Annotated in this window: 14 protein-coding genes; 1 reads left to right on the plus strand and 13 read right to left on the minus strand. The window is 60.7% G+C overall.

Translation table 11 applies throughout. The annotated features are described in order from the left end of the window. Positions 1-30: 30 nt before the first annotated feature. The 3 genes from NGM28_RS12980 to dusA form a co-directional block, all read right to left on the minus strand. Positions 31-1,899 (minus strand): alkaline phosphatase D family protein, encoded by a 1,869-nt coding sequence (locus NGM28_RS12980; RefSeq protein ID WP_252090413.1) that lies wholly within the window; start codon positions 1,897-1,899, stop codon positions 31-33. A gap of 102 nt (positions 1,900-2,001) precedes the next feature. Then, the gene (gene tal / locus NGM28_RS12985; RefSeq protein ID WP_240065371.1) at positions 2,002-2,928 is read right to left on the minus strand and encodes a transaldolase; all 927 of its coding nucleotides are present in this window, start codon (positions 2,926-2,928) and stop codon (positions 2,002-2,004) included. A 268-nt stretch (positions 2,929-3,196) separates the two neighbouring features. Then, positions 3,197-4,177 carry a tRNA dihydrouridine(20/20a) synthase DusA gene (gene dusA / locus NGM28_RS12990; protein ID WP_353620519.1) on the minus strand — a complete coding sequence of 327 codons (981 nt, stop codon included), beginning with the start codon at positions 4,175-4,177 and terminating at the stop codon, positions 3,197-3,199. A 132-nt stretch (positions 4,178-4,309) separates the two neighbouring features. On the opposite strand from dusA, the gene NGM28_RS12995 reads away from it, so the two are divergent. Next, a complete protein-coding gene (locus tag NGM28_RS12995; RefSeq protein ID WP_252090460.1) occupies positions 4,310-5,431 on the plus strand; it encodes a site-specific integrase in 1,122 nt (373 codons plus the stop codon). Positions 5,432-5,782: 351 nt separating this feature from the next. Here the strand turns inward: NGM28_RS12995 and NGM28_RS13000 are convergent, their stop codons facing one another. The 10 genes from NGM28_RS13000 to NGM28_RS13045 form a co-directional block, all read right to left on the minus strand. After that, the gene (locus NGM28_RS13000) at positions 5,783-6,742 is read right to left on the minus strand and encodes a T3SS effector SopD family protein (RefSeq protein WP_252090415.1); all 960 of its coding nucleotides are present in this window, start codon (positions 6,740-6,742) and stop codon (positions 5,783-5,785) included. Between the two features lie 336 nt (positions 6,743-7,078). Then, positions 7,079-7,354 (minus strand): pyocin activator PrtN family protein, encoded by a 276-nt coding sequence (locus NGM28_RS13005; RefSeq protein WP_240065368.1) that lies wholly within the window; start codon positions 7,352-7,354, stop codon positions 7,079-7,081. Further along, positions 7,351-7,575 (minus strand): hypothetical protein, encoded by a 225-nt coding sequence (locus NGM28_RS13010; protein ID WP_252090416.1) that lies wholly within the window; start codon positions 7,573-7,575, stop codon positions 7,351-7,353. The genes NGM28_RS13005 and NGM28_RS13010 overlap by 4 nt, the downstream gene beginning before the upstream one ends. A gap of 256 nt (positions 7,576-7,831) precedes the next feature. Next, a complete protein-coding gene (locus tag NGM28_RS13015; RefSeq protein ID WP_252090417.1) occupies positions 7,832-8,161 on the minus strand; it encodes a DUF4406 domain-containing protein in 330 nt (109 codons plus the stop codon). Further along, the gene (locus NGM28_RS13020; protein ID WP_252090418.1) at positions 8,158-9,963 is read right to left on the minus strand and encodes a DNA cytosine methyltransferase; all 1,806 of its coding nucleotides are present in this window, start codon (positions 9,961-9,963) and stop codon (positions 8,158-8,160) included. Before NGM28_RS13020 ends, NGM28_RS13015 begins: the two co-directional genes overlap by 4 nt. Further along, a complete protein-coding gene (locus NGM28_RS13025; protein ID WP_252090419.1) occupies positions 9,960-10,214 on the minus strand; it encodes an AAA family ATPase in 255 nt (84 codons plus the stop codon). Before NGM28_RS13025 ends, NGM28_RS13020 begins: the two co-directional genes overlap by 4 nt. Next, complete coding sequence (locus tag NGM28_RS13030) at positions 10,211-10,681, minus strand: hypothetical protein (RefSeq protein ID WP_252090420.1); 471 nt, start codon at positions 10,679-10,681, stop codon at positions 10,211-10,213. The genes NGM28_RS13025 and NGM28_RS13030 overlap by 4 nt, the downstream gene beginning before the upstream one ends. Before the next feature lie 112 nt (positions 10,682-10,793). Then, positions 10,794-11,039, minus strand: coding sequence for a pyocin activator PrtN family protein (locus tag NGM28_RS13035; RefSeq protein ID WP_252090421.1), 246 nt, complete (start codon positions 11,037-11,039; stop codon positions 10,794-10,796). Next, the gene (locus NGM28_RS13040; RefSeq protein WP_252090422.1) at positions 11,036-11,545 is read right to left on the minus strand and encodes a hypothetical protein; all 510 of its coding nucleotides are present in this window, start codon (positions 11,543-11,545) and stop codon (positions 11,036-11,038) included. Before NGM28_RS13040 ends, NGM28_RS13035 begins: the two co-directional genes overlap by 4 nt. 287 nt (positions 11,546-11,832) lie before the next feature. Continuing rightward, positions 11,833-12,534, minus strand: a complete 702-nt coding sequence (locus NGM28_RS13045; RefSeq protein ID WP_252090423.1) for a LexA family protein — start codon at positions 12,532-12,534, stop codon at positions 11,833-11,835. Positions 12,535-12,616 lie beyond the last annotated feature (82 nt).

The raw sequence follows: 12,616 nt of genomic DNA on the forward strand, positions 1-12,616 counted from the left end.
CGCGATTGGCCCGGAAAACCAACACAAGCCCTAGCTGCCAGCGCCCATTCGCCGAACAAACTCGGTTGTCTCGCGCCCATCGGCGTTCAGCTGATACACCCGTTCCGGCCGCCCTTCGCCATCGAAGAACACCCAGCCCAACCCCGCGCTGTTCCACAGTCGCTCACCCGCCTTGCTATGGCTGGGCGTGCGCGGCACCACCTCCATTTGCCGACGCTGGGTGAACCAGTTGAGCGGTGAGCGCGGTGAGTAAAGCCAGCGATTGAGCCGATCCAGCACATCCAGCAAGCGGCGGGGAAACGCGTTCTTGATCCCGCTGCTGGTCACCTGCCACAGGTGCGGGCTGCGCTGGCGATGGCGGATCAGCACCTCATAGACAAACGAATAATGCACGTCCCCGGAGAGGATCACGTAATGCCCCGGTGTGCGCGAGTGGCGGAAAATATTGAGGATCACCTGCGCCGCGCCGCGATGGGCCATCCAGTTCTCGGCATCCACCAGCAGCGGGTAGCCCAGCGTGCTGAACACCCGTTGCACCGTCTCGATCAGCTTGACCCCGAAGATGGGTGCCGGTGACACGATGATCGCCGACGGGTGGTCCAACAGCGCCTGTTGCAGTTCGCACAAGGCTTCCCAGTCGAGCAGCCCGGAGGGCTTCTGCAGGCTGTTTTCGCTGCGCCAGCGCCGGGTGCGCGTGTCCAGTACCAGCAGTGGCGGCTCCGTCGGCAATGCGTACTGCCAGCCCTGGAAGCGCAGCAGTTCGCCGATCAGTTCGTCCCGTGCCTCGCCCAACTGCCGGCAACGCCCGACCAACGCCGCGCAGCCATCCGGGTCATTGCCCCAGCCCTGGCACAGCAGGTAACCCAGCAGCGCGTTGCCAATGATGCGCCGGGAGAACGGGTGGCCGTAGGCCGTCTGCTCCCATTGCGCCGACAGGTTCCAGTCATCGGTGATGTCGTGGTCGTCGAAGATCATCAGGCAGGGTAGGTTGGCCATTACGCGTGCCACCTGTGCGAGCCCCCCGCGGAAAGCCTCGATCAGCGGCAGCTCATGGCAATAGCGGGCCTGGCGCTTGTCAGTCAGGCCGGGCGGCATGTCCAGATGCACCAGCGTCCAAGGTACGGGCGACCAGACCAGCAGATACATGGCCATGACCTCGGCGAAGGTCACCAGGTGGTTGTCGGCGTTGCTGGAGGAGAAGATCGGCTTGCGCTTGCCGCCGAAGAAGCGTTCACGCAGGGTTTCGTTGCTTTGCTGGGCTGGCAGCAGGTCGGCACGGTGGTAGTAACAGGCCGGGTGGCGGTAGAGCGCGACGCCAGTGTCTACCAAGGCGCCATCCAAGGTCTCGTCGAACAGGCCCAGGCACTCGATCAGTTCGTGGATGGCACGCAGCATGGGGCCGGCAACGTCATCGGCATAGACCTGGTCGCCGGTCATCAGCAGCATGGCCGGGCGCTCTTCCGGTCGCGGTCCCGTCAAAAGTAGGCGGTCGGCGCAGAGCAGGCCGTCGGCGGCCGGGTGATGGGGTTTGCGGCAGGACCCGTGGAGCAGTTGGTCGAGGCGGTCGCGCAGCACGAAGCTGGGGCGGCTGGCGCCGGGGTAGAGCAGGTGCGGTGCCCAGTCGGCGATCCCTTGACCGTTGTCCAGGCGCAGGTCGTATTCGAGGGTCGTGTTGCTGGGCAGCGGATTGTCGAAATGGATGTCCAGCAGGTGAATGAAGGCGTGCGTGCCAACGGGGATCACCTCAAGACCTATATGGGCGATGATGCCCTCATGTTCGAGGATGAGCTCGGGGCGCAGCGGCTGCGAGCCGACCAGCCAGATGGCCAGGCGCTGGGGCTCCAGGCGGCGAAGTACGGGGCCGGCGAGGACGAGGGGGAGTGTGGCGCTGGGGGTCATCTAAGGCTCGGCTTTATTGAGTATGGCGTCATCGGCCACCCCAACGGAAAACGGGCGGGAAATGCTCTGCATTTACCGCCCGTCGATCAACCCAAATATGTATCAGGCTTTGTCGGCCATCAAGGCTTCGAGCTTTTCCTGGTCCCGAGCGAACTGGCGAATACCCTCGGCCAGCTTCTCGGTGGCCATGGCATCCTCGTTCATCGCCCAGCGGAACTGGCTTTCGCTCAGTTGCTGCTTCGCCTCGCCGGCATTGCCCGGCTTGAGGATGCGAGGCAGTGCGCCCTGGTCATCGGACAGCTGCACCAGCAGTTCGGGGCTGATGGTCAGGCGGTCGCAGCCGGCCAGTTGTTCGATCTGGCCGATGTTGCGGAAGCTCGCGCCCATGACCACGGTGTTGTAGCCGTTGGTCTTGTAGTAGTCGTAGATGCGCGTGACCGACTGCACGCCCGGGTCTTCGGCGCCGACGTATTCCTTGCCGGTGCTTTTCTTGTACCAGTCGTAGATACGCCCCACGAACGGCGAGATCAGGAACACCCCGGCATCGGCGCAGGCCTGGGCCTGGGCGAAGGAGAACAGCAGGGTGAGGTTGGTCTGGATGCCTTCCTTTTCCAGCTTCTCGGCGGCGCGGATGCCTTCCCAGGTGGAGGCCAGCTTGATCAGCACGCGATCGCGCTTGATCCCGGCGGCTTCGTACAGCTCGATCAGCTGGTGGGCCTTCTTCAGCAGCGCCGGCTCGTCGAACGACAGGCGCGCATCCACTTCGGTGGAGATCCGGCCTGGAATGACCTTGAGGATGCCCGCGCCCACCGAGACCGCGAACTTGTCACAGGCCAGGTCGACATTGCCCTTGGCGTCGGCCTTGACCTGCTTGAGCAGGTCGGCGTAGCCCGGGATGGCGGCGGCCTTGAGCAGCAGCGACGGGTTGGTGGTGGCGTCGACCGGCTTGAGGCGGGTGATGGCGTCCAGGTCGCCGGTGTCGGCGACCACGGTGGTGAACTGCTTGAGTTGTTCCAGCTTGGAGGTCATGGGCGTGCTCTGTCCTGTGCAATGACTCGACATTACCCGAGCCCCGGCGGCCCGGCAACGGGCCTGATGCGTGTGGGGCTGCGTGGAAGGTGAGGGTTCGAGTCGAATGCGCGGTAGAGGTTCCCGGGGCTCGGATCTTACGTGCCCCTGTAGGAGCGGCCTTGTGCCGCGAAAGGACCGCAAGGCGGTCCCGGGATTTCTGCCTTGGCGCAATATAACTGGGGCCGCTTTGCGGCCCTTTCGCGGCACAAGGCCGCTCCTACAGGCATCAGCGCCCCTGCAGCAGCTCCGCAGCCTGGTCCAGCACCGCCAGCGGCGTGTCGGTCTTGTGGATGTCCGCCGACAGCAACTGGCGGAAGCGCCGCGCCCCCGGGAAGCCCTGGCCCAAACCAAGGATATGCCGGGTAATGTGGTGCATCGCGCCGCCGCTTTCCATGTGCGCGACGATATACGGGCGCAGCTTGGCCATTGCCTCGGCGCGGCTGATCACCGGCTCGCTGCTGCCGAACAGCTGCTGGTCGACCTCGGCCAGCAGGTAGGGGTTGTGGTACGCCTCGCGCCCCAACATCACACCGTCGAAGGTCTCCAGGTGCGTGCGGCACTCTTCGAGGGTCTTGATCCCGCCGTTGAGCACCAGTTCCAGGTCCGGGAAGTCCGCCTTCAACTGCGCCGCCACGTCATAGCGCAGCGGCGGGATCTCGCGGTTCTCCTTGGGCGACAGCCCTTCGAGAATGGCGATGCGCGCATGCACGGTGAAACTGCGACAGCCCGCGTCGCGCACCTGGCCGACGAAGTCGCACAGTTCGGCGTAGCTGTCGCGGCCGTTGATGCCGATGCGGTGCTTGACCGTCACCGGAATGCTCACGGCATCCTGCATCGCCTTGACGCAATCGGCCACCAGCGCCGGGTGGCCCATCAGGCAGGCGCCGATCATGTTGTTCTGCACCCGGTCACTGGGGCAGCCGACGTTGAGGTTGACCTCGTCGTAGCCGGCCTCTTGCGCCAGGCGCGCACAGGCCGCCAGGTCCGCCGGCACGCTGCCGCCCAGTTGCAGGGCCAACGGGTGCTCGCTGTCGTCGTGGCGCAAGAAACGGTGTGCGTCGTTGTGCAGCAGGGCGCCGGTGGTGACCATTTCGGTGTAGAGCAGGGCGTGTTTGGAGAGCAGGCGCAGGAAGAAGCGGCAGTGGCGGTCTGTCCAATCCATCATCGGCGCAACGCTGAAGCGGCGGGACGGCTCTGGGCGCGTGATCTCTGGCTTTGAGCTTGTTTTTGCTGTGTTTTCGTTCAACGTGTTTCGTACCGATTTTCGGGGGTTTTGGGGCGTTTTTACCAAGCGCTTGGTACAATGTACCAACCGACCAACGACGTGTACCAATTTCCTATGGCAACGATCAGACCGCGCAAGAAAGCCGATGGCACCATCAGCTACACCGCTCAGATTCGCATCAACCGCGACAAGGTGACAGTCTACCAAGAGAGCCAGACATTCGCCCGCAAACAGGCCGCTGTGGCCTGGGCGAAGCGACGGGAGACGGAGCTGGCAGAACCTGGTGCGATCGAGCGCGCCAGTCGCGTGGGGCACAAGGTCAAGGACATGATCGACCGCTACCTGGTCGAGGCCGAGAAAGCCCGGCCGCTCGGGGAAACCAAACGCCGCACCCTTGAGGCGATCAAAAGAAGTCCGCTTGGCGAGAGGGTGGATTCCGATATCTCCCAGCACGTGCTTGTGGACTACGCGCTTTGGCGCATGAGTCCCGAGGGGGGAGGGATTAAGCCGCAGACGGCTGGTAACGATATGGCGCACTTAGGCTCGGTACTGTCGTTGGCCAGGGCGGCTTGGGGCTATGAGATCGAACCCCAGGCGATGCCTGACGCCCGATTGGTTTTGAAGCAGTTCGGCTACAACCTGAAGAGTCGCGAGCGAGATCGACGTCCAGCGCTGGACGAACTCGACCAGGTGCTTGAGCACTTCTTCGAGATGTTGCAGCGCCGGCCGACGGTGATCCACATGCCCAAGGTTGTGGCTTTTGCCATTTACTCGACACGGCGTATGGACGAAATCACCCGCATTCTGTGGGAAGACTTGGATGAGCACCGGCAGGCGGTGAAAGTCCGAGACATGAAAAATCCCGGCCAGAAGATCGGCAACGATGTCTGGTGCCACCTGCCGGACGAGGCATGGCAGATCGTGCATAGTATGCCGCGCGAGTGCCCGGAGATCTTCCCCTACAACACCGACTCAATTGGGAAGGCCTGGGCGAAAGCGTGCAAGATGGGGGGAATCGAAGACTTGCACTTTCATGACTTGCGCCATGAGGGAGTGAGCCGCCTGTTTGAAATGGACTGGGATATACCGAGAGTTTCGAGCGTATCGGGTCACCGCGATTGGAACTCATTGCGGCGGTATACCCATTTGCGTGGGCGAGGGGATCGGTATAAGGGTTGGAAGTGGTTGGATCAGATTATCCAAGCGCCGGTTAAACTCGGGGCTCGGGTTGATTAGTTACCTGGGTAGTGCGCAGAATTGAGCACCTCGTTGTATTCATCTTAGCGAGCGTTCACATCGGACTTGACCGGTGCGCTGGATGAATTGACCGAAGTCGGCCATGATCCGCCTTCTCCGAAACGCCGCTGTGAGTTGAAGGTGAGCGGTCGCGCCACCGAATGCAGGCGGCGGCAAACAGTCTCACAGCAGGTCTGCTGCCTGAGGAAGCGCTCAGGCAGCGAGTTTTGGATCCACTACCCAAATGTTCAGTGGTATTTTTGAAACACCACGCCAGTACTTACGCGCAATCAGCCGACAGCTACTGATGTTTTGGTGCTTTATTGTTTTCTGGCTTGTGCGGGTATCGCTTCATACGAATTTAAATGTGTCGCGGATTAGCGCGACATCGCTGATAAGTCCATTCACGCTGACGTTGGCTTCATTGTCGATAAATAATGCGAATCTAAAGTTTGCGTGGCTAGGGTATTGAAGATTGATTTTTTCTAAGTCGTAAAGGTTTTGATTGCTGGGGCTGATCAGGTTGATGGCTCTTAAATGACTAAAATTTCGGCTAAAGTCTATCGTGAGGCCATGTTCGTGTTTCAGTATTTTGATTTCGTCCTTGCGCCCATTTGGGGGGATTACAATTTTCCCTGGCGTGTCTAGTTTTGGCATCGCAACAAGCCCGTTGGTTATGCAGTTCTCAAGCTTTTCAAATGCAGTTTGGCTAATGTATTTTTCGAGTAGGGAAGACAGTTCTGGGTTTCTCGTCAACTGTGCGAGCGCTTTGTCGCTCTGATCTGGCTGGATTTGCTCATCATCAATAAATAGCGTGCACTGGTCACTCCATTTAATTTTTACATGCTTGTCTTCATTGGCGATATCGAGCATTGCGTCGCTAAAACCCCGGAAGTTCTGAGCTGTTTTCTCGTCGATTTCTTCGGGCTTGTAAATTGCCAAGTCGCGGACGGTGTTGAAGTATCGCGTCAGATCAGGCTCGACTAGGTTGCTTGAGGTTTTGATGACAAATTCGGTGCCCTTTTCGTTGGCTTTTTTTTCAAGGCGATCAATGTGTCTGCTGCCGACTTTGCTTTTTAGTTGATCGAAATGCAGTTCAGCTTTTTCTAGTGAGTCTGCATGGTAAAAAGAATGAAAATGCTCCATTGCTTTGGCTTTGCTTGATCCGCAGAACCAGTCTTTGATTTTATCCCACCACCCCATTTCAGTAGCGTCACTTAAGGATTTTGTATTCATCAGCTTCTGAAGTCTTGCGTCGCTGATCTCTCGGTTGAACGATAATGTGCCGCTCCCTGTGATTGCTATGCTCATCGTTCTTGCCTCATTTAAGTTTTTGGATTCTTATTGTTTCTGAGATTTTGTGATGTATATGCTGGAGTTCGTCGTTTATTTTTATTTTTTCATGTTCATCGTTCAGCGCAGTAGCCCTAGACCGTAACCAGTTAGAGTCAATCGCAGGGCTGATGGGCTCAGCGACTGCTTGTGGCCGAAATTTTACAGCTCGCCATCGTCAGCTTTGGGTCGATAGCCGCCGATCGTAGCCGGCCATCGAGGAAGGTTAGTCAAGACGAATGCAGCTGGCTGACCGGGTCGAATACGATCAGATGATCATTTCGGACGACTGATCAGGTGAGGTGCCGTTTCCGGTTAGCCTGCCCTTAGCGTCTTGTTCAATTGCGCGCACTCTTTGCGCGCAGCATCCCGCTGCTGATCCAGGTAGAGAGCCAGGTCGGCAATGTGGATGCCTCGGGCGCTCTTCTGGCTTGGCTCAAGCCGGGTGATAGGCAGCTGGATCTCCCCTGCCAGTACCTTGCGTTGGAATACGAGTGGCGTGAGGTGCGTGAAGTAGTCGGCGCACACCTGTTCGAGCGAGATTATCGCCAGGCCGTTGTATTGCGCCATCAATACGAAAGCCGTGTTCATGCACTTTTCTCCGTGGCTTGTTGAGCCTGGGCGGGCTGGAAGTTGAGGTCGGGCTTACAGCCCTTCGCTTTGTCTAGAACGTGTCCGACCGACGTATCGGCGTTGTTTATGAAGCCCACCGCTTGGCGAATTTTGGCGCAGCGCTGGTGGTTGCCGCGTGTGCGGGGAATGCCGCAGACATCGCAGGTCACCGCCATGGCCGGGCGGATGAAGGTCTGCATGCCTTTGGCGTCTCGGGAGTTCGGCATATAGGTAGTATTCACAGCCAATACCTCTCAATAGCGTGGCGTGCTGCCGGGGACTGCGTCAGGGTGGTGGAGTTAGCCTGTGCAGTCGCCACGGGGGCACTGCAGGCTGTGTTTTGAGGTGGAATGGTCAGTCTCGCAGCTGCGATAACGCCGGCAGCGATGGCTGCTGATAGAGCGATAGCGAGTCCCAGGGTGATCCCGCGCCAGGTGTTCAGTTCTTTGCGAGTGCTCATGGCTGGGTCCACCTGAGATCGGCTACTGACGTGCTGTCGGTGTGCTGGGCTACCCGTAGGCCGAGCTCCTGGGCGATGTGCAGCTCAAGCCGTGCACCCTTCGAGTCCGGCCAGCCGGGCAGCAGAACCAAGCCCTCGCAGCGAGAGATCTGCACCAGGGCAAGGCGCATGTAGCCGGTCCACGACCTGCACTCTGGCTCTGGGTTCTCGGCAGGGTTCTCGACTTCAAACCCCTCGGCCCGCAGCAGCTCGGCCACGGCATTGAAGGCTGGATAGTTGAGCCCGGGCAGGCCGGTCATCGGGCCTGAAATATAGATGCGCTTCATGCGGCCTCCCGCTGAGCAACGCTCAGGCCCACGGCAACATGCCGCACCCAGATCGGCATGCTGCTGAGCACGAAAGTTTCGCCCTGGGCGACCAGCAGTAAGGTGGTTCCCATCACATCAGCTACGGCTTCTGCAGCAGCTGGTGGGACGGCGTTGCCGATCCGCTCCCGCCAGGCTTGGTCGCTCAGACCGTCCAGCTCCAGTTGCTCCTCCGGGTCGACCAGGCTCTGGATGGCGGCCAGCTCGAAGGTGGTGAAGGGGCGGTGCCATGTCCCATCCAGCGATTCGATTACGCAGGTCAGGCGTTCGTTGGCGGCGGGTAGGCGGGGATCGGCGACACTCCAGCGGCCGTTGTCATGCATCGCGCTGGCGGACACGGCGCCTGCCGGGCCATCCCACGGCACTACGCCGTAATGCCCGCCAGTGAGGTAGGCATCGCCTTTGGTGCGGCGCATGCCGGGCCGGGGGTCGGCGATCGACATGGCGCCGCTGGCGACCTGTTGCGAGCCGGTGACAGTGCCAGCGGTTTGGTTCATTCCGACCACGTTCAGCTTGCGGCTCGATGCGCCGGGGTGCCAGTTGTGGTACCTCGGGTCCTGTACCGCAAAGGCACCCTGGCCGGTGGTGCTGCCAGCAATCACGGTGTTGGCTGAGCTGGTGAAGGGGGTGACCTGATACTTGCCAAAGCCGCTCCCCGCGCGGCGTGGATCAGCCACGCTGAACGTGCCTTGCCCTGGGCTCTTGACGCCAATTACCGCGCCGCTGGTGTCTTCCCAGCGGCGCACGCCGTACTGCTGATACTGCAGGGCGCCGGCTTGGGCGCGTGGATCCGCGATCGAGAACGCTCCGTTCGTTGGGTTGGACTTGCCGGCGACAGTGCCCACGGCTTTCTCCCAGTCGTTTACGCCCAGATAGCCTGCGTAGGCTTCGGGGACGATCACGAAGTCGCGAAGGTAGCCGTCCTCGATCGCGAGGTCGTTGAGGCTGCGCCAGTCTTTGCCGGCCTCGACCAGGGCGAGGCGTACCCAGGTCTTCCACTGCAGTGCGGGAACTCGGTGCATGGGGCCGGCCGCCGCGATGTCGCCGGCCAGCGGCATGCGCCCGAGGATATCGCCTACGGCTCGCAGGCTCTTCTTCTCTGGCTCGTACAGGAACGGCGGGACCTTCTCGACGTGGCGAGCCACCAGCAGGAAGCGCTTGCGGCTCTGGGCCAGGCCGCCGATGACGCCGCAGTCGTGTGTGGTTTCGGCGACTGCATAGCCGAATTGGCCCAGCAGGCTGTTGATCTGGTCGAGCAGGTGCCGGCCGCGAGTGGCGAGGCGTGGTACGTTCTCGAACACTAGCAGCGGTACTGGGTCATCGGCCCAGGCCTCGCAGAACAGCCAGATGCAGCGCAGCGTCAGTTCGTTCAAGGCCTGGTACCGGGGTGTCAGGCTCATGGTTTCGGACAGCAGCCCGCTCGCGCCCTTGCAGGGGGAGCTGATGAACACGGCGTCAGGGCGCTGGCCACCTGCGGCGCGACGGATGTCTTCCGGTGTCGCCTCGCGCCACCCTGGTGGTGGCTCCTTCCCGTGGAAGCGGATGTACTGATCGCGGGTAAACAGGTCGATCAGCGTACCCTTCACGCCCGACAGGCGTTCGAAATCGGCCAGCCCGGCCGGGTCGACGTCGACGCCGCCGATGCACTGCCAGTCGGCCTGCAGGTTGCCAACGATGGGTTTCGAGCGGTTGAATCCTTTGGCGCCGCCGCCCAGGCCGCAGCACATGTGGAAGTGCTTCAAGACGTGCTTGCGAGGGGTCATGCCTGCACCTCCTGCTGGCCGACCAGCAACATGGCTTGGTCGAAGGTCATGACGCGGCCCTTGAAATACCAGCTTGGATCGCGGGCGCTTGTAAGGATCAAGGTGTTGATCAGCGGCGCGGCTTGGCCTGGCTCCCATCCGTCGAGAACGTGGGGTAGCCCCAGAGCCTTCGCGATGGCCTGGGCGTTGGTGGTCTTGCCGCAGCCTTCGGGGCCGTGGACGACGCAGCTACGTGGGGTGCTGGCGGTCATGCTGCTTCCCCCGCGTTGGCTGGGTTGGCCGGGGTGGCGCGCAGTTGGCCATGGACGCGCTTGGCGAGGTCGTCTACGGCGGCGGCCTGTTCGGCAGCCCGTTCGGCTTGATCGGTCGCCTTCAAGACGCTCAGCGTGCGCTGGGCCAGACGTAGCGTTTCGGCGGTGCCGAGTAGTTTGTCGTAGTCTGCCCTGGTCACCGCCATACCGGTGTAGGACATGATTCGTTGCTCCAGCTCGCGGATGGTGTGGGTGTGGGCTGCGGTGATGCGTTGCGACTGCGCTCGCACCTCGTCGAGCTCCAGGCTCTTGTCGGCGAGGTTGTCGATCAGCGCCTGGGTCTGGCACGCATAGACTGCGTTACGCTCTTCAAGCCCCGCCTCCCGGCCGGCGTCGTACATCCGGCGATGGGAGCGCGCGAGTGGGTAGGGGAGTGCTGTCAGGGTGATCAGCCAAATAATCCCCATGGCCATTGCGTAGTGATGCGGTTGCATGTGGTGTGCTCCGAAGTAACCCGCCACCGGGAAGGGTCAGAGTCGGTGGCGGGCTAAATGCCCCTGAAGGCCGGGGCCGCCTGGTTCAAGCGGTTTGCGAGGCTTGTTCGGCCTGGTCGTCGAGGTACTGCGCGATGCTACGCAGGTAGAACACGTTCTGTGCTTTCACTGAGTTGTGCATCTTGCTCATCTTCAACTCGATTACGCCCTTGTTGATCAGCTCCCTAAAGCGGCGGTCTGACCCGATGTGGGGGAAGTAGTGCTCCCTCACCTCGGTTAGTGTCAGGTAGGGGGTGGGCCATTCGCGGCGCAGCTGTTCTAGCGTGGTCATGCGCACTCCCCGAGCCCCTCATGGCCGGGCTGGAGCTTCGCGCGAACGGCTGCGGCGAGGTGCTCCTTGTCGGATCCGGTGACTGCGGCGCATACCTCGCCTTGGTCGTTGGTCACAACTGCGCCAAGGGGGAGTGCTCGGTTGACGGTGTTGATGACGTAGGCGATCTGGCCGACCAGTAGCACTTCGTCCACGCTGTCCTGCGCCTCCAGGAGGGCAAGTGCCTCTTCCGACATTGCACCGGAATCAGCTCGGCCGTTGGCCAGGTCCTGCAGGAAGTCGCGCAAGGATTGGCATTTGGTCGCCAGCCTGCGGGGAAGGGTCAGCGAGCTGACAAGCGGCCCCATCGTCACCTTGATGTGATGGGTCGTGTTGTCGTTCTCGATGTAGACCTGGGCGTCGAGCGATGCCTCGGGACGTTGCAGCTTGCAGGTTGCGGTGCCGCCATGTTCGAGGGTGCGCTCAAGCACCATGACCCGGCTGAGGGGGATGGTGAATTCGCTCATGCGGCACCCCCGGTCGCTGGTACTGCTTGGGCGTTACCGTTTGCGGAAACGACGATGTGGAGACCGGTACGGCGCTGAAATGCGTCGATGCGGGCTCGGCTGCACGCGGTAGGGTGCAGAAAGACCTTGGAAGTGAGTGTGTGCTGTGCGGTTTTCATATCTCAGCCCTTCAGTCAGAGGTGTAAAGCTGAGATAAAATTAGTATTACTGATTTAAGCTGTCAACAGTGGCACTGATATTTCTGGTGGGCGGGTATGAAAAAACCCGCCGAAGCGGGTTTGTGTAGGTTACAGGTCTACGATTTTTCTTCGTGCTCTACCGCAGATGGTCCATTCCTCATCCAGCCGGATGATGCGCTCAGGCCAGTCAGGGTTGGTGGCATAGAGATAGTACTTGCCGCCTTCCATTCGGAGTTGCTTGAGGGTGGCGGCCTGGTCGCGGGTGCGCTTGGCGACGACGAAATCCCCTGTTTCCCATTGCATGTCTGGATCCACAACAACTTTTTCGCCTGGCTTGAAGTCAGGTTCCATGCTGAAGCCCTCCACGCGTAGAACAAAGGCGCGTGGACCTGCGGGGCCTCCAGCCTCTACCCAGTCGTCGGCATCAGATGGCTGGAACTGCTCAATGGCCTCACAGAACGCGCCTGCCTTCACATAGCCAATCACCGGCAGAAGGCGGCCGGCTGGGCCAAGGGGCGTGGTGTTTCTGATAGATAGGTTGGCATTGTCAAGCTGGTGGGCCTTGATAAGGCGCGGGCTCACCTCTTCAGGAGCGAAACGCAGAACTCGACTCAGGCTTATTAGTGCGGTGATGTTGAGCGGGATTTTGCCATTCATGTACTGGCTGACCACGCTTTGACTGGACCAGCCGCACTCATGAGCAACTCGCTCCTGGTTGAGGCTTGGGTCCTCGGATTTGCGGGCTCTGTAGATCGCCTTGAGGCGATCGGCTTCTTGGGCCTGGTAAGGGGGTTTGGTAGTCATGTCCATCAGACTATTAGCGTCCCTTATCGTCATCAAAGAGTGTTGCTTATTTTTTGCTTGCTCGAAAAAAGAAGTAATACTAATATTC

This window comes from Pseudomonas sp. MWU13-3659, assembly GCF_023757525.1.
Lineage (GTDB): Bacteria > Pseudomonadota > Gammaproteobacteria > Pseudomonadales > Pseudomonadaceae > Aquipseudomonas > Aquipseudomonas entomophila_E.